This window comes from Streptomyces coffeae (assembly GCF_016741875.1).
GTDB classification, from domain to species: Bacteria; Actinomycetota; Actinomycetes; order Streptomycetales; family Streptomycetaceae; genus Streptomyces; species Streptomyces coffeae.
On record NZ_JAERRF010000037.1, the window covers coordinates 13077 to 35077 of the forward strand.

The window sequence follows — 22001 nt, forward strand, 5'->3', positions numbered from 1 at the left end:
GCGGGGCCCTCGGTGGATCGATTTGTGCGTTCGTTTTCGAGACATCGAGGCTACGGTCGAAGCGTTGCGTGCAGCAGAGCTCGAACACGACTACAGCGGACTGCACGCACTCGCCGATCGGCTCGTATTACCCCTTGACGAGTGGCTGTCTCCCGGTGAGCGAGAGCTGATCCGCGGAGTGGACTTCGACTCACCCCCCCGGGGTGTTCCTGAAGTTCCTGCGCGCCAAGGCCACTACGTACGGTTTGCGCCTCAACGGTCGGGCGACGGCTGGCAGCGTGTGGGTTCGCCCCACACTGTCCACAGCTCAGAAGCAGATTCGGGAGATGTTCCCCGAACAGTATCCGGGGTGGGTGGACCGCTGGACCGGTTACATCGAATCGGAGGATGCACCCTTCCGACCTTGGGTGGGAGGCAGTGACGAGGACCTGAGCCGCGGTGCGATCCCAGTCCAATTCCAGCAGTTGGAAACAGAGAATGGCGGCGAGTGCCCGTGTGGCATGCGTCTTCAAGATGTGGGGGATGACGACAACGTCCACCGCGTACATCATGCGAATTGGGCGCTAGGCGTTCGGGTGCCGAAAAGCCTTGACTGGTGGGGTGATCTGGTAGTGGTCACCACGCAGTCTCCCATTTCGTGGCGGAAGTTGGCCTATCAGGTGGCACGCATGCCGCAGAGGGAGGACAACTACGACTTCCCGTCGTGGTCCCACATGGGCGAGCCCGAGGCGACTTCGGACAGCTATCGCGCATATCTGTTGAAAGTGGACGAGCGCATCGTCGGCTACGTGGCCGCGCACGACACCAACGAGCACCGACGTTGGGATTTGGCCGACGGGTCCAAGTACGGAGTAGAGGACGCCACCCTGCGCCCCCGAATCATCCTCATTTGGGTAGCAGACGCCTATCGGCACCGCGGCATTGGCACCACACTCGTGCAGGCACTCGCCACCAACTTTGGATGCGAGGTTGCGGATGTGTCCTGGTCGACTCCCGTAAGCGCTGCGGGCCGGCGCCTTGCTCGCCGACTCTCACCCGACGGCATCTGGGTCAGCTGAACGGCCTTACAGCGCCTGTGGGGTTCCAGAACGTGGCCACCTGCGATGACCTGTGTGTCTACGCCGCTCGCTCGTACTCGTTGATAAGGCCTCCGATGCCCGATCGCTGGGCGTGAGCCGGACCTTGTCCTTGCCGAGTTGGCGTTCCAGCACGGTGATCTGGTGGCGCAGGGCGAGGACCTCCGCGTCCTTGTCCCGGTCGGTCATCGGCAGCAGGCGAAGCATCGCGAACGCGTTCGACACACCCAGGTAAGCCAGTCGCAGCAGCACGATCGATCATCATGACGTGCTGACGGCAACTGCGCGAGAGCGCCGGCTCAGACGACCGCGGCCAGATTTCGGGAAACCCGATGCACCGGCTCCTACCAGGGCGGATGAGGTTTCTGGCAAGGGCACGGCCGGGCCGCCCTGTTTTCGACCACCTTTGGCGCCCTCGGTGCCCTTGGTGCCTGGGCCGCAGGTGGTGGACTCGGGGGAAGCGCATGCGTGCTCGCGGGCGTCGTTGTGGCGGCCGCCATGTTCACCGTCCAGCTCATCGGCATTCTGGCGAGAACCATCCGGTGATCCACGGAAACCGGGCAGTCAAGGCGGTGCGCAGGACAGTGGTGGGCTACGCCTCAGTCCTTCCGGCGGTGGGCGGAGATGCAGCACCCCAAGCACCCAGCCGCGGGCCTGGCCCACCGTGCCGGGCCCGCCACTGTCGAGCAGCTCCAGAACACGCCGTGGGCTACTTGTGGATCTTTGCGCAGGCCAGACGGTCGGGCTCGTGGGCAAACGCGGCACACAGCTGGCTGTTGTGCGGGAACCGTTTGTTGATCCGCCACTTGGCGACTTGGAATGTGCGGCCCCCTGCGTGAACGCTCTTCGTGTGCTTCCAGCCGGTGACCCATCGGCGCCAGTCACCGTGCTGCCACAAGGAGATGCGGGCTTGTGCCCCGGGCTTCCGGCCATCGAGCGTGGCTCGTACCTCCCGGACGTGAAGCTGCTCACCGATGACGCCGATGCCCACGGGCCCGTCGTGTCCGCTCCCGGAGGCATGAGCGGGAGTGACTGGCGCCACCAAGAGCATAACGGCGGTCGCTGTAGCGGCCATTGATCGATTCATGCCGTGCTTAACGTCCACGCGGATCCGGGGTTGCGCGTCTACCTCCGACACCTTTGCCGGTCTGACCGCTGGACCCGCCCTTGGCACGGCTCTGACCGGTTGGGCACAGTCTCCGGTTCAGGCGCGGCGTGAGCCGGTCGGCCACCATCAGGGCATGGTGTAGATCACACAGGACCGGTCAAGATCTTTTGACGGTCACTGGACCTCCCGGGACCGAGAGGTGTGCAGTGGCAGCCGGTGCAGCAGCGCTGCCAGGAATGCCCGATCCCCCGGGCGTGAACCGGATCTTGTCCTTGCCGAGTTGGCGCGTCAGCACAGTGATCTGCTGGCGTGAGGTGAGGGTCTCCGCGTCCACGGAAGGGGCACACCCCTGCGTCGGCGGGGACCACCCGCCGATCCGGCGCCGGGTGGTCGTCGTCCGCGGAACACCCCCGCGCCGGCGGGGACCACGAGGCAGCGTCAGGAAACTACACATTCGGAACCGGAACACCCCCGCGCCGGCGGGGACCACGACAGCTACGACGAAGCGCTCGCCGACCTGGCCGGAACACCCCCGCGCCGGCGGGGACCACCCGCGCTGCCGGAGCGACTGGGTGATGCCCTGCGGAACACCCCCGCGCCGGCGGGGACCACATCAGGTCCTGAGACAGACCCCGCTTGGACAGCGGAACACCCCCGCGCCGGCGGGGACCACGAGGGCTTGCGGCATGTACGTCTCGAGGAGGGCGGAACACCCCCGCGCCGGCGGGGACCACGCCACCCAGTCCCCAATGAGGCCGCCCCGCGTCGGAACACCCCCGCGCCGGCGGGGACCACCGACGCGTCGGGGGACGCGGTCGCCACAGGGGCGGAACACCCCCGCGCCGGCGGGGACCACACATCTCACCGAGAGGGATCTCCATGCGTCATCGGAACACCCCCGCGCCGGCGGGGACCACGGCGTCCGTCATGGCCTCACCTCATCCACGATCGGAACACCCCCGCGCCGGCGGGGACCACACGGGTGCGGACAGCACCCGCTGAACGCTGGACGGAACACCCCCGCGCCGGCGGGGACCACATGCCGAGCCCGTCGGTGGCCTCGTACTGCTGCGGAACACCCCCGCGCCGGCGGGGACCACGACTCCGGGCCTACCGCCCGTGCCGCCTTGTTCGGAACACCCCCGCGCCGGCGGGGACCACTCTTCGAATTCACCAGCCAGAGCACTGTAGGTCGGAACACCCCCGCGCCGGCGGGGACCACCCAAGGATCGTGCGCTTCTTGGGGCGGGTGGACGGAACACCCCCGCGCCGGCGGGGACCACCTGTGTGCGCTGGGTGTTCCGAGTTTTTGAATCGGAACACCCCCGCGCCGGCGGGGACCACACTTCCTGACCTGGTCTTTGGTAGGCGATTTGTCATCCCTTTGCGAACGCTCCTTGCACCGGGATGCCCTTCCTTGCGTTCTGGTGGGGCTGTATTGATCTCTGCCCGGTGGATGTCAGTGCTGTGTGGTTGGGTCGTTGGGCATGGTTGGTGTGAGGGAGGAGCCTACCGTCGTGGCGGTGTTGTTCGAGGGAGCGGATGAGTCCGCTTGGGGGAAGTCACGGGGGCTGGATCCGTCGCTTCTGCCGTATCCGTTGGTGCGGCATCTGCTGGATGCGGCTGCGATGGCGCTGCATTTGTGGGACAGGTATCTGTCGGAGTCGCAGAGGCGTTGCATTGCTGCTGGGCTGGGTTTGGGGCGAGACCTTGGTCGGGCTCGTGCGATGACCGCGCTGTGCGCTGGTCTGCACGATTTGGGGAAGCTGTCGGGTTTTCAGTTGTGTGATGTGCGCGCTCGTGAGGGGTTGAGTGAGACCTTGCGCGGGGATCTGGGCCGTATCGGTGTAGAGCGGATGCCGCACGAGGTGGCTGGGATGCGTGCGGCTGGGTCGGTTCTTGCCGGGTTGGGGTTTCAGGAGGACGGCGGGTCCGTCAACAGCGCGATGCGCAGGGTGGCGGAGATCATCGGCGGTCATCATGGGCGGTTCCACGACGTTGTGGGGTTCCATACGGCCAACCTGGATTTGCTGGGTGGTCGGGCGTGGGTCAGGCAGCGGGAGGCACACGCCCGTGTCGTGTTCGACATGCTGGGCGCGCCGATGGCGCCGGAGTCGGTTGATGCTCCGGCTGCGGTTCTGGTGACGGGCCTGGTGATTCTGGCGGACTGGCTGGTGAGCCAGGAAGAGTACCTACGGCGTCGCCAGCGCCAGCTGGACGACTCGCTGACCGTGCATTTCGAACAGTCATGCGCGGATGCGGAGGAGTTGGTGCGTCAGGCTGGTCTGCTGCCAGTGGAGTTGGAACGTAAGGGATTCGCCGAGACCTACGGTATCCGAGGGGCGCCGAATCCATTGCAGCGGTCGGTGGCCGAAGAACTCGCCGCTGCCCTCGCCGACGCAGACCCGGTGGATCCGGGCGGGCGCAGTGGCGGGATCATGCTGGTCACGGCGGCGCCCGGCGACGGTAAGACCGAGACCGCGCTGCAGGCCGAGCGGGTGCTGTCGGCACGCTTCGGCACGCGAGGGTATGCCTTCCTGCTGCCGAACATGGCCACCAGCGATCAGATGTATATGCGGGTGGCTGGGGTGGTGGCCCGGCAGGCGGGGGAGGGGGCCGGACTGACGCTTACGCACAGCATGGCATGGCTCAACAGCGCCTATGCCGAGGACGACATCGGTGAACTGCGGGTGGTGACGTGCGAGGGGGAGGAAGAAGGCGCGCACGGCCTGGGGCGCCGGGAGGCGGACATGAGGCCGGTGCGCTGGCTGCGGGGAGCGAAGCGGCCGCTGCTGGCCCAGTTCGCGGTCGGCACGGTGGACCAGGCGCTGATGGCGGTGCTACCGGTGCGGCACAACGCGCTGCGTCTGCTGGCGTTGTCCGGAAAGACTTTCATCCTGGACGAGGCGCACGCTTACGACCCGTACATGCAGGTGCTGTTGGGCCGTCTGCTGAACTGGCTGGGCAGGTACGGGGTTCCGGTGGTGCTGCTGTCCGCGACCTTGCCTGCCTCGGTGAGCGACCGGCTGATCAAGGAGTACCTCCGGGGCGCGGGACATAAGACGTCGCAGCTCAAGGGGCGGACGTTCGCGGCGCCGTATCCGGGCTGGCTGTATGTGGACGCGGCTGACACGTCGACCGTCGAGATCTCCGAGACACGGCAGAAGGAGCAGACCCGGGAGCGCAGCCTGCGGCTCGCGGTGCAGGTGGAGGCCGTAGTGCACGGCGCGAGCGGCGGCACGCGCAATCGGCTCAAGGTGATCGAGCGGCTCCTTGAGCCGGTGCTCGGGGATGAGGGCGGCTGTGTGCTGGTGGTATGCAACACCGTCGCCGAGGCCCAGGACACCTTCAACAGCCTGCGCACCCTGCTGGACAGCCATCGGCAGGCAGGCGGGGACGACGTACAACTGCTGCACGCACGGTTTCCCGCCGAGGAACGCGAACGGCGCAGCAGGTCGGTTGCCAATGGGCTGGGACGCGGCGGGCCGCGTCCTCAGCGGCGGATCGTAGTGGCGACCCAGGTGGTCGAACAGTCGCTTGATCTTGATGCGGACCTTGTCATCAGCGACCTGGCTCCGCTGGCTCTGCTTCTTCAGCGGGCGGGGCGTTGCTGGAGGCACGAGGCGTGGTGGTCGAAGCACGGACGGCCGCAGGGCCGTCCACGTCCCGCTTGGACGGCTGGGCCGCGGCTGGTGGTGCTGGATCCGCTGCTCGGCGGGGGAGCGGTACCGGTGCAGTGGGGAGAGGTGTATGCGCCGTTCTTGCTGTCCACCACGTCTGAGGCGTTGGCGCGGCAGGGGGAGGAGCCCATCGCGGTTCCGGAGGGAGTGCAGGATCTCGTTGAGCAGGTGCACGGCCACCGGGCGGAGCTGTTCGTGTGGGATGACCCGGGTAAGTCGGCGGCCTTCACCGCCTACCGGGGCAAGGAACTTGCCGAACGCGGTGTCGGGGACGTGCTTGTCATCCCCCGGGCCGGCGGCGTCGTGGGCCTGCACGATCTGCATCACCTGACAGGTGCGGAGGAGGAATGGGAAGCGGCGACGCGGCTCGGTGCAGACTCCGTACGCGTGATCTGCGTCTACGCGCACGCCGACGGCTCCGTCACCTTGGACGAAGAAGGCGCCAGGAGACTGCCAGGAGCTGAAGGCGGGACTTTGACGACTGCGGATGTCCGCACAGTGATGGCTCGCACCATCCCGGTGAACGCCGACTGGTTCAAGGGGGAGTTGGAACAGCACATGGTCCCCACGGAGTGGAGCGAGCACCCGCTGCTTGGGGACCTGGTGATGCTGCGGCAGCCAGTAATCGGCGGGCGGGCACAGGCCGTGGTCGTGTGTGGGAAGAACCTGTACCTGGATTCGGATCTGGGACTAATCCGATGAGCAGGCGTCCTGCCGCTGGACGGTGATCACCCCCGCGTCGGCGGGGAAAGCATCAACCAGGCAAGCCCGGCGAACGCTTCTATCGAAACACCCCCACATCGGTGAGGACCATGAGGCGCGGACCGCCGGTGGGGCGCATGACTTCAGCACGCCCCGCCAGCGTAAAAGGGTGCCAGGTACTACGCGGACGTGGAACCACGACGAAGCCGACTGTGGGCCTCTGTGAGCGTGGCCAGTATGACGCCACATGCGGCTGCAGCGGAGGGAGTGGGCCGGACGAAGAGGATCACGAGAATGAGCACCACGAGCAGAGTGATCGTCCAGGGGTGGTGCCCGGGCGGTAATGCGGTTGGTGAGTTCCGTGACAAGGCGTCCTCCTCGGAGGGTGGCGAAGCGGGTTCCTGCGAGAGTGCCGCTGCTGCCCTGTGCGCGCAAGGGGGCCCATCAAGCCAGGCTAACGCTTCTATCTTGCCGTCAGGTAGGCGCGCCTCTGCCGTCGACACGCGCACAACTTGCCTACCCTACCGAGGTGTTGCTGGAGAGATCGGTGTTGCTCGTTTACTCGGCGCCGTTGTCAGCGGTGCCTGCTTCACTGTGTCTGCGCCCTCACTCCTCGCCCGGGTGAGGGTCGCACGGCTGTGTCATGTCCGCCTGCAGTTGGCAGCCGGCGAGCGAAGGAAGGGGAGTATGGCTGACGGATTCGACCTGCGTGATGAGCCGTGGATTCCGGTCTGCTGGGTCGACGGTGCGTCGACCTGGGTGGGGCTGCGGGAACTGTTCCACAAGGCGCACGAGATCGCCGACCTGGAGTTGCCCGTACCGCCGGCGGCGTCCGGGCTGGTGCGCATACTCGCTGCGATGACCGCGCGGATCGCCCGCGACGAGCAGGGCGTCGGCCTGGACGACGGGGACACGGCGGAGGAGATCACCGAGTGGATCGACCTGCGCGGACGGATCCTGGCAGGCCGGTGTTTCCGGCCGAGGGCCGTGGACGCGTACTTGGACGAGGAAGTGCCAGTCGGGTCCTTAAACCTGTTCGACCCGGTACGGCCTTTCCTCCAGGACCGGCGGCTGCGCGCGGAGTGCGTGGATGCGCAGGGTGCGCCGAATCCGTCGGGTGTGAACAAGCTGGTCTTCGGGCGGCCCACCGGCGTCAACGGTGCCGTGTTGTTCGGTCATTTCACGGATGGCGATCCGGTGAGTGTTACGGCTGCGGAGGCGGCCTGGCATTTGATCGCGCAGTTGTACTACGGGCCGTCCGGGCAGTGCACCCCGCGCCGTATCACCGAGGTGCGGGCCGGTAGCACGGATGCGGGGCCGTTGCGCAAGGCGGTCTCGTTTCATGCGTGGGCGCCGGATCTGTTCACCAGTCTCGTCCTGGCGGTCCCCGTCCCGGACCGGGGCGTCGACGCAGAGGTGTCGGACGAGTGCCCGTGGGAAGCTCCGGCCCCTGCGGACCCGCTTGCAGCGCCTGCAGAACCAGCCTGGCCGGGGCGGCTGCTGACCGGCAGGTTCCGCCACAGTGTTCTGCTGGTTCCGTCCGAGAACCGGACAGCGGTGGTTGATGCCTATGTGACCTGGTCCACTCACGAGCCCAGGCATACCGTGTGGGACCCGTACGTCATCCTCGACCGTGACAGGGAAGGGCAGTTACGTGTCCGGGAAGCCGACGGGCGGCGTGCGGTGTGGCGGGACGTGGACGCGCTGCTGCTGATGGACGGCAGTCACTCCACCGTGCGACCGCCCAGTCTCAACCATCTCCCTCCGCCGCTGCGTTCGCGTCTGTCCGTGCGGGCCTACGGCTTTCACCAGGACGGCAAGCAGACTGACACGACTTGGTTCGAGGCCACGACCCCGCCCGTACTTCAGTGGCAGGAGGAGGCCGACCCGCTTATGGCGCGTCATCTGGCCCGGTGCCATGAGGCGGCCGAGGACGTCGGCGCACGCCTCGACTACGCCGCCCGCTTGGCGTGGAAGGTGGCCACCGACGCCGGTGTCGCGGCCGATGCCAAGGTCAAACTCGACCGGCGCAGGCCAGGCCCGTGGGCTGAGGTAGCTTCCAGGCGATACTGGCCGGCTGCCGAGCGGGAGTTCTGGCGGATGGCCACCCCGCAACGATGCGACAACCCCCCGCTGCTGCCGCTGATCGAAGCAGCGCTCGTGGCGTTGGACGAGGCGATCGGCCCCGTGAACCGGGCCGACATCCGAGTGGCTCGCGCCCGCAACCGAGCCCGCGCCGCCCTCCGCGCTCTTCTGCGTGCCGCCGCCTGATCAGCTGCCTTCCTGTCTGCGAGGAGTCCTGTCCATGACCAGTACACCCCCATCGACGGCATCCGCGGCGCCACGGGCCTCCGACAAGTTCGTGGCCTACGTCCTGTCGCTGTGCGAGAACAAGCGGACCCAGTCCGACCTGCGCACCGGGCTCGCCCTGCCCGTCGAACGCTGCAACTACCTGCACCGCTACCTCGTACGCCGCCTGCCCAAGGTCATGCACCGAGACAGCCGACGTGCCCACTACGCGGTGGCCGCCCTGATCGCGGCGCGGCCCCGGGCGGCCCGGGCTGCGGAGGCGGAGCGGGCCGAGAGCAGCCAGGACACACCGTCGTGGTTCACGCGCCCGAATCTCGGTGCCAGCCTGGCCGCCGCGGTCAACGCCAGCATTCTCAAGTCGGATTCCGCTGAAGGCGACCTGCACCTGTTCGCCCGGCAGAGCAGCGACGCCCTGCACCCGCGCCTGCCCGCACTGACCCGGCACCTGCTCAGCGGCGGCATCGCCGTCGACTGGGCCGTGCTACTGGAAGACCTCAGCTGGTGGGACCGCGACCGTGACCGGGTGGTGACCCGTTGGCTGGAGAGCTACTTCCGCACCCTCGGAGACGAAGACGACGACGCTCCTGCCCCGGACGACACCACCGCCCGCTAGGCCGACCAGCACAAGGAGAACATCTGATGTCGTTGTACCTGGACCTGAACGCCGTCCAGTCAGTACCGGCCGCCAACCTCAACCGTGATGATCTTGGTTCGCCCAAGACTGTCCGCTACGGCAACGCGTCCCGTATCCGGGTGTCCAGCCAGTCCTGGAAGCGGGTCATCCGGCATGGGGTCGAGCAGGACCTGGGGGAGAAGGCCGCCCGTACCCGGCAGGTGCCCATCAAGATCCGCCAGGCCCTCACGTGCCAGGGCTGGCCGGAGGAGCTGGCCGAGTTCGCCGGAACGCAAATCGCCGCGAGTGCCGGAAAGAAGGGCATCGGGACGGAGAAGGAAGGCCACACCTCGGTTCTGCTGTTCCTGCCGGAGAGCGGGCTTGAGGAACTCCTCGCCATCTGCATCGAGCACCGCGACGCCCTGGAGCAGAACTTGGGGAAGAAGAAGCCCCCCGCGCTCCTGCCCGCCGACCGTGTCGAAGAGATCCTCAAGCGGCGCACCGCGTCCATCAGCCTGCTGGGGCGGATGCTGGCCGAACTGCCCGGAGCCAACGTCGACGGTGCCGCCCAGGTCGCCCACGCCTTCACCACGCACGCTTCCGAGCCCCAGAGGGACTACTTCACAGCGGTGGACGACTGGCTCGGCGAAGCCGACACCGGCAGTGGCCATCTCGACACCAGCGAGTTCAGTGCCGGTGTCTTCTACCGCTACGCCACCGTGAACATCGCCGACCTGCTGACCAACCTCGACGGGGACGAGAAGGCGGCCCGCACGGTCCTCGGTTCGTTCGCCGAACACTTCCTGATGTCGCTGCCCCAGGCGAAGAAGAACAGCACCGCCCCGCATACCGTCCCCGACCTCGCCTACCTCGCCATCCGCACCCAGCGCCCCCTCTCTCTGGCTGCCGCGTTCGAGACACCGGTCAGGCACAGCAACGACGGTTTCGCCCGCGCCTCCCGCAAGGCACTCGCCGGCCACGCGAGCGACCTCAACCGCCTCACCGGCGACCGCCATCGCCCCTTCCACGGCTACACCACGGTCACCGACACCGCACCGGCCGCCACCGACGATCCCCTCGACCTGACCCCCCTCGGCACGGAACACGCCTCGTTCTACGATCTGATCGACGCCGCTCTCGACGCGGCCCTGCCCGCCGCCGGAGGACAGGCGTGAGCGGGCTGGTCCTGCGGCTGGCCGGACCATTGCAGTCATGGGGTGAACGCTCGGCGTTCCCCCTGGACCGCGACACCGCCCCCTTCCCCACCCGCTCCGCAATGATCGGCATGTTCGCCGCGGCCGAAGGCATCCCCCGCCACGACAGCACGGCCCTGGACTGCTACACGGAGCTGGAGTTCACCGTCCGTGTCGACCGGCCCGGCATCCGTCTCACCGACTACCACACCGTCGGGGGCGGCCGGCCAAAGGACCAGACCGCCGCCACCAGCGGCGGCAGCAACAAGGGCGCGGCCGTCATCACCCACCGCCACTACCTGGCCGACGCCGTCTTCGTCGTCGCCGTCACCGGCCGCGACACCCTTGTCGACCGTATCGCCCACACCCTTCACCAGCCGCACTGGCCGCCTCACCTCGGCCGCCGGTCCTGCGTCCCGGACGAACCGCTCCTGCTCCGTCCCCGGACACCTGACGCGGCCGCGGAACTGCTCCAGCACGTCCCACTCAGCCCCGACCCCGCCCGGCCACTGCCCCAGGACCGCACCGTCGCCGTCACCTTCCTCTGGGAGCGCCCACGCCTCCAGCATCCGGACGGCGCGGACCTCATCACCGTCCAAGACATGCCCCGCAGCTTCCACCCCCAAGGCCGCCGCCACGACCGGCGGCGCCTGCACCGCACCGTCGAACACCTCCCCGCCGAGCTGGCCGTCAGCCCTCACACCCTCCACCGCCAGCTGATCGACTACGCGACGAAGGAGACCGCCGCATGACCCTACGCGGCGCAGTACTCGCCCGGATCCGCCTCAACCCCCAGCACCGCGCAGTGCAACGGGACCTGCGCGACGCCACCGAGATGCATCGCACCCTGATGCGGCTGGTTCCCGACGGCCTGGGCGCATCCCCACGCCAAACCGCAGGCTTGCTCTACCGCCTCGACGAAACCGACACCACCAGCACCCTGCTGGTCCAGGCCACCTCCCTTGACCTCGCCCACCTGCCCGCCGGCTACGGCCACGGCGACCTCAAAGACCTCACCCCGATGTTCAGCGCCCTCACCAAAGGCCGCGCCGTCCGCTACCGCATCACTGTCAACCCCACCAAGACCGAGCGCCTCCCCATGGACCAGAAAGGCAAGCGCGGCCAACGCCTCCCCCTCACCGGCCCGGACGCCGACCAGTGGTGGACCCGCCGCGCAGCCGAAGCCGGACTCACCCTCCACACCTGCCTGCCCACCCCCGTCGCCCCCGCACGCCACCCCTCCAAAGACGACGGCAAACCCCCGCACCACCACCTGGTGCGCTACGACGGCACCGCCACCGTCACAGACCCCGACACCCTCGCCGACGCCGTACTCACCGGCATCGGCCGAGCCAAGTCCTACGGCGCCGGCCTCCTCAGCCTCGCCCCCGCATGACCACATCCCCCACAGACGGCCAGGCCCGCAGACGCCTAGCCGCCCCTACCCTCGCCATGCTCCCGCGCATCGCCGACTCCCTGTCCTTCCTGTACCTCGACATGGTCCGCGTCGTCCAGGACGACACCGGCGTCTGCGCCCAGATCAAAACCGACGACAATCGCATAGACACCGTCTACGTCCCCACCGCCGCACTCACCTGCCTCCTCCTCGGCCCAGGAGTCTCCATCACCACCCGCGCCCTGACCACGCTCGCCCGCCACGGCACCAGCGTCGTGTGCACCGGCGCTGGAGGCGTCCGCGCCTACGCTGGCATCCTGCCCGACTCCCTCACCACCCACTGGCTCGAACAGCAAGCCACGGCCTGGGCCGACCCCGAACGACGGCTCGACGTCGCCACCCGCATGTACGAAAAGCGCTTCGGTGACGACACCGTCCCTTCGGGTACCACTCTTGCCCAACTACGCGGCATGGAGGGCCAACGCATGAAGGCGCTCTACAAACTCCTTGCCCAGAAACACGGCATCGGACGCTTCCGCCGCAACTACCACCCCGACCAGTGGCACCAGCAAGACCCGGTCAACCTCGCCCTGTCCGCCGCCAACACATGCCTCTACGGCATCGTCCACGCAGCTCTACTCGCCCTCGGCATCTCACCAGCCCTCGGCTTCGTCCACACAGGCACCCAGCACGCCTTCGTCTACGACATCGCCGACCTCTACAAAGCAGACACCACCCTCCCCCTGGCCTTCTCCCTCCACCAGTCACCCAAACCCGAACAAGACGCACGCCGGAAATTCCGCGAAGACCTCCGCCTCTTCAAGCTCCTGCCGCGCATCGTCCGAGACCTCCAAGACCTCCTCACTCCCGGCTCCACTACCACCGACGACGACCCAGCCGAACGCCACGACATCCGCCTCGTCCACCTCTGGGACCCCCAAACCGGCACCATCCCCGCCGGAGTCAACTACGCACCGGAGGCAGGCTGACATGCCCTCCATGCTCGTCATCGCCACCACCGCAGTCCCCGACCACCTCCGCGGCGCTCTGAGCAGATGGACCACCGAAGTAGTCCCCGGCATCTTCGTCGGAACCGTCTCCGCCCGCGTACGTGACCAACTCTGGGACAGCGTTCAAGACGTCGTCGGCGACGGAGCTGCCGTACTCATCCACCCAGCCCCCACAGAACAGGGCTACACCCTACGCACCGCGGGCACCCGCCGCCGCGTCCCCATGGACTTCGACGGACTGACCCTCATCCGGATGACGGCACCCCTCGCACGGAACTCGGCAAAGACACGGCAAAGCGCCTACTAAAGCGCAGCTCGCGAAGTGTGCTCCCCGCCGACGCGGGGGTGAACCGATCCTCGCCCAGCGGCTCCCCCAGTGCTACGAGTGCTCCCCGCCGACGCGGGGGTGAACCGTCGTCTCCAACGTCTCCAACAGCGCCACAACAGTGCTCCCCGCCGACGCGGGGGTGAACCGTCCTTGATCATCATGCGGAACTGTTGAGCGGTGTGCTCCCCGCCGACGCGGGGGTGAACCGCTCCGGCGTAAGAAGGTGCCCTTCGACGACCCGTGCTCCCCGCCGACGCGGGGGTGAACCGCCATGTGACGGCTTCGCGGGCGGCTGGGGCCGGTGCTCCCCGCCGACGCGGGGGTGAACCGCGGCTCACGTCCTCTCAGGCGAGCGTTCTGGGGTGCTCCCCGCCGACGCGGGGGTGAACCGTCCTCTGCGGTGGATACGGCTTGGGAACCAGAGTGCTCCCCGCCGACGCGGGGGTGAACCGGCTTCACCCTCGTTCGGCGCGGACCTGGTCGGGTGCTCCCCGCCGACGCGGGGGTGAACCGGAAAGAGGGAGACCCGTTTCCATCTCCACTGCGTGCTCCCCGCCGACGCGGGGGTGAACCGCACACGACTTCACCGCGCAGGACGGTGACGCCGTGCTCCCCGCCGACGCGGGGGTGAACCGCTGCCGGTCGCGTTCGACCCGGCCGACGCACCGTGCTCCCCGCCGACGCGGGGGTGAACCTGCTTCTCACCGTTCCTCCGCGCCACGGGAAGAGTGCTCCCCGCCGACGCGGGGGTGAACCGACACAGAAAGGGGCGGACCAGATTTGGGAGGGGTGCTCCCCGCCGACGCGGGGGTGAACCGACCCGCGGTTAAGGGACGGAAAACCATCCCGTGTGCTCCCCGCCGACGCGGGGGTGAACCGCCGAACCGGCAGGCGCCCGGCTCCGCGTGCTCGTGCTCCCCGCCGACGCGGGGGTGAACCGGTGGACGTCCACGTGCCGGACAGGGACGGGGAGTGCTCCCCGCCGACGCGGGGGTGAACCGGAGGCGTGACATGGGAGCAGCGCTCCACCTCGGTGCTCCCCGCCGACGCGGGGGTGAACCGTCGACCGGTGAAGCAGCCCGGGTTTTCGGCAAGTGCTCCCCGCCGACGCGGGGGTGAACCGTCATGACCACACAGCAGCGGATCGAGCGGGCCGTGCTCCCCGCCGACGCGGGGGTGAACCGGCGGAGAAGCGCCGGGCCGAGGCTCTGATGCTGTGCTCCCCGCCGACGCGGGGGTGAACCGCGTCTGCTACAGCGAGCGGCGAGCCCGCTGGGGTGCTCCCCGCCGACGCGGGGGTGAACCGGCGGTTCCCCTCCCCTTGGACATCTCGATCAGGTGCTCCCCGCCGACGCGGGGGTGAACCGACCGTCCGCGACGCCAAGAAGCTCGGTGAGTAGTGCTCCCCGCCGACGCGGGGGTGAACCGTTGAGCAGGTCCGGCCGCCCGCTGACCAGCGAGTGCTCCCCGCCGACGCGGGGGTGAACCGCCGCGGGCGAGGCTTACACCGCGCGCGGCACCGTGCTCCCCGCCGACGCGGGGGTGAACCGCGTGAATTCCGCGCCCCCCGGCATTTCTCGAAGTGCTCCCCGCCGACGCGGGGGTGAACCGTCGACGCTGTGGGAGACGCTGAGGAGGTAGTTGTGCTCCCCGCCGACGCGGGGGTGAACCGTGAGCAGACGATGACAGACCTCCCCTCGGGCTGTGCTCCCCGCCGACGCGGGGGTGAACCGTCCAGCGCCTCCAGACCGACGTGGACAGCGCTGTGCTCCCCGCCGACGCGGGGGTGAACCGGGCCCGGCACCGGGCGGCGGGCCAGATGAGCTGTGCTCCCCGCCGACGCGGGGGTGAACCGCGGCCGTTGTGGCGGACGAAGGGCCCGGTGGTGTGCTCCCCGCCGACGCGGGGGTGAACCGAAGAAGCGCCGCAAGCGCCGGTGAAGCGCGCGGTGCTCCCCGCCGACGCGGGGGTGAACCGGCTCTTTCCTTGTCCTGGTACGCCGTGGTCAGGTGCTCCCCGCCGACGCGGGGGTGAACCGACATCGGCGTGGTCGTGCAGCAGCGGGTCGATGTGCTCCCCGCCGACGCGGGGGTGAACCGCCATCACGCCTGCGACGCCCGCTGCGAGTATTGTGCTCCCCGCCGACGCGGGGGTGAACCGACGGGTACAGGGGCCCCGCAGCAGCGGCGAACGTGCTCCCCGCCGACGCGGGGGTGAACCTCCACCCTCTCCCGCAAGCTCGAAACCGCCCTCGTGCTCCCCGCCGACGCGGGGGTGAACCGCTCCTCGCCCAGGTCGCGGAGATCGACGAGGAGTGCTCCCCGCCGACGCGGGGGTGAACCGTGGCCGGGGCTCACGGCCTCGGCCACGCCCCGGTGCTCCCCGCCGACGCGGGGGTGAACCGCCGGGCTGGAGGACGTAGCCCGCTACTGGGCCGTGCTCCCCGCCGACGCGGGGGTGAACCGCCCAGCGGCTGGTGCTGCTGGAGTTCCTGGATGTGCTCCCCTGAAGGGCGTCTTTATTTCCGTACGGTGGTTGACCTGGATCTTTTCGATCGCCCAAGTATGGGCATGATCTCTGATCGTGGGTCTGCGACTGCTCTACCTGATCTTCTGCCGACTCCTGGGCTGCTTCCTTGTGCTGGGTCGATCGACCGCGGCGAACAACGCTGAGATCCTTGCTCTCCGCCATGAGGTCGCTGTGCTTCGCCGGCAGGTGGAGCGGCCGCGGCTCTCGTGGGCTGACCATGCCGTGCTCTCTGCTCTCGCCCGGTACCTGCCACCCGTCTTACGTCGCAATCGGCTGGTCACCCCCGGCACCCTGCTGACCTGGCACCGTCGTCTCGTGAGCTGGAAATGGCGACAGGCACCAGCGAGCCCCGGTCGGCCACCGTTACCGGAAGAGATAGTCGTGCTCATCCAGCGCCTGGCGAGAGAGAACCCGACCTGGGGGTACGTCAGGATCCAGGGCGAACTGCGACGGCTCGGTCATCGGGTCGCCGCCGCCACCATCCGGCGTGTCCTACGCCGTTCCGGCCTGCCGCCCGCACCGCAGCGAGCATCTCAGCAGACCTGGCGTACTTTCCTCCGATCCCAGGCCCACACGCTGCTCGCCTGTGACTTCATGCACGTGGAGACCGTCTTCCTCAAGCGTCTCTATGTCTTCTTCGTCATGGAGATTGCCACTCGGCGCGTCCATGTCCTGGGCGTCACCGCCCACCCGACCGGCGCATGGGTCACCCAACTCGCCCGCAACCTGCTCATGGCCCTCGAAGAGAGGGCGGGGTACTTCCGGTTCCTCATCCGTGACCGGGACAGCAAGTTCACCGCCGCGTTCGACGCCGTCTTCGCCGGCAACGGCACAGCCGTCATCCCGACGCCGCCGCAAAGCCCACGGTCCACGCGTTCGCCGAACGATGGATACGCACAGCCCGCGCCGAATGCACCGATCGACTCCTCATCATCGGCGAACGACACCTGCGAACGGTCCTCACCAGGTACACCGAGCACTACAACTCCGGACGAGCTCACCGCAGCCTCGACCTACGTGCTCCAGACGACGACCCGAACATCATCCTCCTACCCGCCGCCACGGTCAGGCGCAAGCAGGTATTCGGCGGACTGCTCAACGAGTACCACGCCACGCCACCCCGACCGCCTCATCATCCACAGGAAATGCCCAGCCCAGCGGCCTGATCGGAATATTGACACCCTTCAGGCCAGTCCGGACTGGCCGCGGCATACGAGCTGACCCGGCAGGGTCTGAAGCCAGTGGTGCTGGAGGCATCCGACCGAGCGGCCGGCTCCTGGCCGCGCTACTACGACAGCCTCACCCTGTTCTCGCCCGCCCGGTACAGCTCTCTGCCGGGAATGCCGTTCGACGGAGATGTCCCGCTCGGTTGCCAGCTTCCGCTCGCTCGCCTCGAGCTCTGCCACCCTCGCCTCCAGCTGCCGGATCCGCTCGTCCGGAGCGTCGGACGGCACCGCCGCTTCCGGTTGGACGGTCGGCTTTGCAGCCGTGGCGGTGACGCCGCGGCGTTCGCGGTCCCGCAGCACCCACTCCCGCAGGGTGGCCCGGTTGACGCCCAGATCGGCGGCGATGCTCTTGTAGGTCGCCCCGGGTGTGGACTCGTACAGGGCCACGGCATCGGCCTTGAACTCGTCCGAGTAGTCCTTCATCGCCATCGGCGGTCTTCTCGCTTCCTCCGGATCAAGCAGATCCAGTATCAGCGTGTCCACCACTCAGGGGGAGGCCCCACCGTGATCCGTTCCTGGACCGCGCATGGTTCGACCAGCACGACTCCGATGCCATCGCAGCGCAGATCATCCGGGATCTCACCGAAGGATTCCCCCATACCGCAGGTGTCCGCTACCGCAGGTGTCCGCGTCGGCCTCATCGGGGAAGTCGGCTGCGATAAGTGGTACATCTCCGCTGCGGAAGAACGTTCCTTGCGCGCCGCCGCTCGCGCCCAGCGCGCCACCGGAGCAGCCATCTACACCCACGCCGCCCACTGGCCGGTCGGACCGCTCCAACTCGATCTGCTCCTTAGCGAGGGGGCGGACCCGATCCGCATCGCCATCGGCCACTGTGACACTGTGACCGTGCCCGACTACGCCTTCCGGGTCGCCGAGCGCGGTGCGTACGTCGGCGTTTGACACCATCAACACCGCTCACCCCGGCGAGGTCCACCGCCGGGTACGAATGGTGATCGCCTTGGCCAGCGCCGGGTACACCGACCAGGTTCTGCTCTCCCGCGACGTCTGCCTGGTGTCCCAACTCAAGATCCACGGCGGGGGCGGCTTCGGCTTCGTTCACACCACCTTCCGTGAACATCTGCTCGCCGCAGGCCTGGACGCCGAGGTTCACGCACATCACTACCGTGAACCCGTCCCGCTTGCTCTCCCCATGAGGACCAGGTCCAGCGGCTATGGTTGTCCCGATCGGCAGTGGCTGTGAACTGGGAGGGAACCAAAACGATGGGCGAGAACAAAACCCGTCGGCGCGCACGGCAACCCGAGCGCAACCCGCTCTCGCGCGCCGACGTGGTGGACGCTGCCCTGCGCTACGTCGACGAGCACGGCCTGGATGCACTGACCATGCGAGCCCTGGCCAAGGAGATGGGCGTCTACCCCACGGCTCTCTACTGGCACGTCGGCACAAAGGCACAGCTCGTCGCGGCCACTTCAGCCCGGGTCCTGGAGAACGTCGTGCTTCCTTCCCGGCACGACTTGCCCTGGGACGAATGGCTGACCGATGTCGCCCGGCTGATTCGCAACGCCATGCACCGCCACCCCAACCTCGCCCCGATCATCGGCTCCGAACTCGTCGTCACCACGACCGCCCTGCCTTTCGTGGAACGCGTCGTCGACGTCCTCGAACGCGCCGGATTCTCCGGACCGGACCTGGTCCACACCTACAACGCGTTCGTCGGATTCGTCCTCGGCTGGGTCACCATGGAACTCTCCAAAAATCCGGTGGACGTCGAGGAGGGATGGCAGAAGGACTACGCCGCAGAACTGCGCGCCGCCAACCCGAACACCTTCCCTGCACTCACCCGCAACCTGGGGATCCTAGAGAACAGCGCGTTCCTCACCCGCTGGGACTCCGGCCGCGAGAACCCGCTGGACAGCAGTTTCGAAGCGGCACTGGAGGCCCTGGTCCTAGGCCTGCGTACCCGCCTCGCATGACCTCCTAGGCGTCAGCCCTGCCCATACTGGCGTCCAGGACGGCTTGCAGCACGATCGCATCACGCAGTACGAGCTCGGGCCCCGGGACCTTCCGGCAATGGACGGGTGGCACGTCCGGATCACTCCGCCCCGCACGGTCTCTCTCCGCTGGCGATGCCGCAGCGGGTGACCAGCAAGAGCGAACAGCCTGCAGAAGGCACAGCGGCAACGCCCCTCACCCTCCCAGCACGGCCTCCCATCAGTAGATCACCGATGGAGTCTGCCCGCTGCCCTCCGGAGCGTCCTCGGCATGCGCGCCGCCGCCGAGAACGAGTGCAGCCGTTCTTACACATCCTTGCTCTTGGCCCATGCACAAGATACTCTTGGCCCATGTACAAGATATACTGGACGCGATACAGGAGATGAGGTGGAGAAGATGCCACTCATGGACCCTCTGCAGGAGCTGTGCCCCGCTCTGGCGCATGCTGACGAAGCATGCACACCCACGCAGGGAGTGACTCTTGCGCCGCCCACCCGCCGCCCAGGCGTAGATTCGTCCTCTCCTTTCCTTGCAACCGATCACATGTGGCTGGTGGGCTTTCGCTACCGCATGACTGACGGCCGGCTCGTAAGGCGCTTCTACCTCGTCCGCGATGCCGTGGACGAGCACCATGCAATAGTGAACGCGGCTCAGCGAGCCAGGTCGGTAGCCAAGCACGAGACGCACACTGCGGCGCTCGATGCCAGTTGGATCGAACTGCGACGCATGGCTCAGGACTCGCTCGGGAACTGGCAGCTGTCTGCCGCGCACGACCGTTAGGGACTTCCCTGAAGCCTGCGTTCCGCGTAATTCAGCGTCCTATAGTCACGAATCTAGGGCGTGAACTGCGCGGACATGGGTGAGGGCGCCTGAGAGGCGTTTCTCTAGGCGCTGGTGTTCGTGCTGGTCAGCGGGGTGCGGGTTCGAGCGCGACGATCTGCTTCGGTGCGGGGATGTTGAGCTTGGCCAGCAGGTCCCTCTGGGGCTTGGTGAGGGCAGTGACTTGCCGGAACAGGCCGGTAGGGCCGGTGAAGGTGCCGAGGTGGAGCCGGTCGAGCTCGCGGCGGACGGTCGTCCAGGTCGCGTCGGCCGTGGTCTCGATGATGCGGATCAGTAGGAGGGCGAGCCAGCAGAGGACGACGTGTGCGCGTATGCGTTCCTCAAGCCGGTGATAGACGGGCCGCGGGTCGATGATCTGTTTCATGCCCCGCCAGCCCCGCTCGGCTTCGAGGAGCTGCTTGTAGCCGAGCGCGATGTCCTCGGCCGACAGATGCGGGTCGGAGCATCGCAGCAGGTACTTGCCGTCGAGGTTCTCCTCGGCCTTGATCTTCGCAGTGTCGATGCGGAGCTTGCTGGCCGGGGTCGTGCGGAGGTAGCGGTTGAGGCCGGGCTTGTCGGCGATTCTCCCGCGGAGCTCGCCACGCTTGAAGTCGCTGAGCTTGTCGGTGTCTTCGATCAGGGTCGTGAGCTGGGCGACGAGTTGTTCGCGTATGTGCTGGTCACGGGTGGCGGCTTCGGGGTTGTGGCAGATCACGAACCGTTCGGTGTCACAGATCCGCACCTCCTTGACCCGCATGTTCCCGGCGATCTCGCCGTAGCGGCCTTGGCGGGACAGGGCGGCCTTCACCTCCGGGCTGCCGGAGCGGAGTTTCTCGCCGACGATGTAGGCATGGTCGCCCTGGCGGAGGTAGCGGCGGTTGCGTTCGCTGGAGAAGTCCCGGTCGGTGACCCATACGATCTTGCTGAGGGTCCAGTCCCGCATGTCGTCCTTGACCTGCCGGATCAGCTTCTGGTCACCGGTGTTGCCGGGCCAGGACCAGACGCGGACCGGGATCCCGTCCCTCGTGACGGCCATCCCGATCACGATCTGCGGCAGGTCATCGCGGGAGTCCTTCGACTTGCCGAAGGTGCGGAACCCGGCCTGGTCCGCGGGCTCGCCGTCCTCTTCAGCGGGTGGGCGGTCGTCCGTCAGGAGGCGGCCCTTGTCGTCGCGGGCGACGGGTTCGTCGGCCTCCTCCAGCTCGAAGTAGGTGCTGGTGGTGTCGAAGAACAGCAGGTCGACCTCGAGGTTGAGGAGGTTCGCGACCTCGTCGAACACCCGCTTCTCCAGGTCGTCGGTCACCTCGTGGAGCCAATCCATCGCCCGATAGCAGGCGTCGTCGTCGGTGGCCGGCAGGCCCTCGACATGCACGTCGTGCGTGACCCAGTCCGCGGCGGCCAGCTTGGACGACGGAGCCAGGGCCCGGTTCGCAACCAGGGAGAACAGCACCCGCTCGGTCACCGACATGTGCCGGCGTCGGCCCCGTTTGGGCTGCCCGACCTGCCCGACGATCCTGTCGATCCTCAGCCGCCGCCAGAGATGATCGAGGACATAGGTGCCGCCGAAGGGGACCGACGAGACGAACTCCAGGTCACCCGCCGCCGTCGACGCCAGTGCCTCACCCGGCTCCAGCAGCCTCGATAGAGACGCGACCAGGCGCTTCACCGCGTCCCGGTCGAGGTCGTCCTCACGGCCGAACGTGAACAGGACCTTCGGGACTGCCCTGCCCTTCACCGGATCCCACTCGTTGTGGGCCAGGTGCAGGTACCGGACCGTGCCGGACTTGTTCTCCCGCTTCGTCGTCTTCACATACACGACTCCAGACCTTACGGAGCAACTCCAGGTCAGCGCGGGCGAATCCACAGAATCGCGTCTCTAGGCAAATCTGCCCGCGTCACCAGCCTCCAACCCACTGACCTGCCCCTTCAGCCCGGGAGGGACTCCAGAACCCCCGAATTACGCGGAACGCAGGTTTGTGGCCGCCGAGGACGACACTATGCGCTGAGCTGTACGAACTGGCGCCGCTGGAGGGGCAGTCTCCCTGAGTCCCCCCTCCCTG

General features: G+C 67.8%; 14 protein-coding genes, 4 pseudogenes and 2 CRISPR repeat arrays. Of the genes and pseudogenes, 14 read left to right on the forward strand and 4 right to left on the reverse strand.

Going from position 1 to position 22001, the window contains the following annotated elements; translation table 11 throughout:
- Positions 1–203: 203 nt before the first annotated feature.
- Complete coding sequence (locus JK363_RS36590; RefSeq protein ID WP_201882158.1) at positions 204–1058, forward strand: GNAT family N-acetyltransferase; 855 nt, start codon at positions 204–206, stop codon at positions 1056–1058.
- Between the two features lie 6 nt (positions 1059–1064).
- On the opposite strand, the gene JK363_RS36595 is transcribed toward JK363_RS36590, so the two are convergent.
- The gene (locus JK363_RS36595; protein WP_201882249.1) at positions 1065–1328 is read right to left on the reverse strand and encodes a hypothetical protein; all 264 of its coding nucleotides are present in this window, start codon (positions 1326–1328) and stop codon (positions 1065–1067) included.
- Positions 1329–1785: 457 nt separating this feature from the next.
- Positions 1786–2067 carry a hypothetical protein gene (locus JK363_RS36600; RefSeq protein WP_307822013.1) on the reverse strand — a complete coding sequence of 94 codons (282 nt, stop codon included), beginning with the start codon at positions 2065–2067 and terminating at the stop codon, positions 1786–1788.
- A gap of 456 nt (positions 2068–2523) precedes the next feature.
- Positions 2524–3528: a CRISPR direct-repeat array (repeat unit 29 nt; unit sequence CGGAACACCCCCGCGCCGGCGGGGACCAC).
- A 173-nt stretch (positions 3529–3701) separates the two neighbouring features.
- Between JK363_RS36600 and cas3 the strand changes: the two genes are divergently transcribed.
- The 10 genes and pseudogenes from cas3 to JK363_RS36650 form a co-directional block, all read left to right on the forward strand.
- A complete protein-coding gene (cas3, locus tag JK363_RS36605) occupies positions 3702–6566 on the forward strand; it encodes a CRISPR-associated helicase Cas3' (protein WP_307822014.1) in 2865 nt (954 codons plus the stop codon).
- 687 nt (positions 6567–7253) lie between these two features.
- On the forward strand, positions 7254–8837 hold the full coding sequence (gene casA, locus JK363_RS36610) for a type I-E CRISPR-associated protein Cse1/CasA (protein ID WP_201882160.1): 1584 nt from the start codon (positions 7254–7256) through the stop codon (positions 8835–8837).
- A 34-nt stretch (positions 8838–8871) separates the two neighbouring features.
- Positions 8872–9489: a type I-E CRISPR-associated protein Cse2/CasB gene (casB, locus tag JK363_RS36615; protein WP_236076415.1), complete on the forward strand. Its 618-nt coding sequence runs from the start codon at positions 8872–8874 to the stop codon at positions 9487–9489.
- 26 nt (positions 9490–9515) lie between these two features.
- A complete protein-coding gene (gene cas7e, locus JK363_RS36620) occupies positions 9516–10664 on the forward strand; it encodes a type I-E CRISPR-associated protein Cas7/Cse4/CasC (RefSeq protein ID WP_201882162.1) in 1149 nt (382 codons plus the stop codon).
- Positions 10661–11434, forward strand: coding sequence for a type I-E CRISPR-associated protein Cas5/CasD (cas5e, locus tag JK363_RS36625; protein WP_201882164.1), 774 nt, complete (start codon positions 10661–10663; stop codon positions 11432–11434). Before cas7e ends, cas5e begins: the two co-directional genes overlap by 4 nt.
- Positions 11431–12078, forward strand: a complete 648-nt coding sequence (cas6e, locus tag JK363_RS36630; RefSeq protein WP_201882167.1) for a type I-E CRISPR-associated protein Cas6/Cse3/CasE — start codon at positions 11431–11433, stop codon at positions 12076–12078. The genes cas5e and cas6e overlap by 4 nt, the downstream gene beginning before the upstream one ends.
- Before the next feature lie 56 nt (positions 12079–12134).
- Entirely contained in the window at positions 12135–13067 is a 933-nt protein-coding gene (cas1e, locus tag JK363_RS36635; RefSeq protein WP_201882247.1) for a type I-E CRISPR-associated endonuclease Cas1e, read from the forward strand.
- 1 nt (position 13068) lies between these two features.
- Positions 13069–13395, forward strand: coding sequence for a type I-E CRISPR-associated endoribonuclease Cas2e (cas2e, locus tag JK363_RS36640; RefSeq protein ID WP_201882169.1), 327 nt, complete (start codon positions 13069–13071; stop codon positions 13393–13395).
- Positions 13396–13412: 17 nt separating this feature from the next.
- Positions 13413–15881: a CRISPR direct-repeat array (repeat unit 29 nt; unit sequence GTGCTCCCCGCCGACGCGGGGGTGAACCG).
- A 118-nt stretch (positions 15882–15999) separates the two neighbouring features.
- Positions 16000–17111, forward strand: a pseudogene (locus tag JK363_RS36645) (integrase core domain-containing protein).
- 51 nt (positions 17112–17162) lie between these two features.
- Positions 17163–17303, forward strand: a pseudogene (locus JK363_RS36650) (FAD-dependent oxidoreductase); the annotation flags it as partial.
- Between the two features lie 45 nt (positions 17304–17348).
- On the opposite strand, the pseudogene JK363_RS43265 reads toward JK363_RS36650, so the two are convergent.
- Positions 17349–17600 (reverse strand): annotated as a pseudogene (locus JK363_RS43265) (transposase); the annotation flags it as partial.
- Positions 17601–17795: 195 nt separating this feature from the next.
- Between JK363_RS43265 and JK363_RS44030 the strand changes: the two are divergent.
- The 3 genes and pseudogenes from JK363_RS44030 to JK363_RS36665 form a co-directional block, all read left to right on the forward strand.
- Positions 17796–18071: pseudogene (locus JK363_RS44030) on the forward strand (phosphotriesterase family protein); the annotation flags it as partial.
- Complete coding sequence (locus JK363_RS44035; protein ID WP_201882173.1) at positions 18052–18372, forward strand: phosphotriesterase family protein; 321 nt, start codon at positions 18052–18054, stop codon at positions 18370–18372. The pseudogene JK363_RS44030 and the gene JK363_RS44035, both read left to right, overlap by 20 nt.
- A 20-nt stretch (positions 18373–18392) precedes the next feature.
- Positions 18393–19103 (forward strand): TetR/AcrR family transcriptional regulator, encoded by a 711-nt coding sequence (locus JK363_RS36665; protein ID WP_201882175.1) that lies wholly within the window; start codon positions 18393–18395, stop codon positions 19101–19103.
- A 926-nt stretch (positions 19104–20029) separates the two neighbouring features.
- Here JK363_RS36665 and JK363_RS36670 read toward each other — a convergent pair.
- A complete protein-coding gene (locus JK363_RS36670) occupies positions 20030–21757 on the reverse strand; it encodes an IS1634 family transposase (protein ID WP_443726313.1) in 1728 nt (575 codons plus the stop codon).
- Positions 21758–22001: the final 244 nt, after the last annotated feature.

Excerpts from the sequence above, each read along its gene's own strand:
- casA (WP_201882160.1), top strand. The coding sequence starts at position 7,254 with ATGGCTGACGGATTCGACCTGCGTGATGAGCCGTGGATTCCGGTCTGC.
- casB (WP_236076415.1), top strand. The coding sequence starts at position 8,872 with ATGACCAGTACACCCCCATCGACGGCATCCGCGGCGCCACGGGCCTCC.
- cas7e (WP_201882162.1), top strand. The coding sequence starts at position 9,516 with ATGTCGTTGTACCTGGACCTGAACGCCGTCCAGTCAGTACCGGCCGCC.
- cas6e (WP_201882167.1), top strand. The coding sequence starts at position 11,431 with ATGACCCTACGCGGCGCAGTACTCGCCCGGATCCGCCTCAACCCCCAG.
- cas1e (WP_201882247.1), top strand. The coding sequence starts at position 12,135 with ATGCTCCCGCGCATCGCCGACTCCCTGTCCTTCCTGTACCTCGACATG.
- cas2e (WP_201882169.1), top strand. The coding sequence starts at position 13,069 with ATGCCCTCCATGCTCGTCATCGCCACCACCGCAGTCCCCGACCACCTC.
- JK363_RS36665 (WP_201882175.1), top strand. The coding sequence starts at position 18,393 with ATGGGCGAGAACAAAACCCGTCGGCGCGCACGGCAACCCGAGCGCAAC.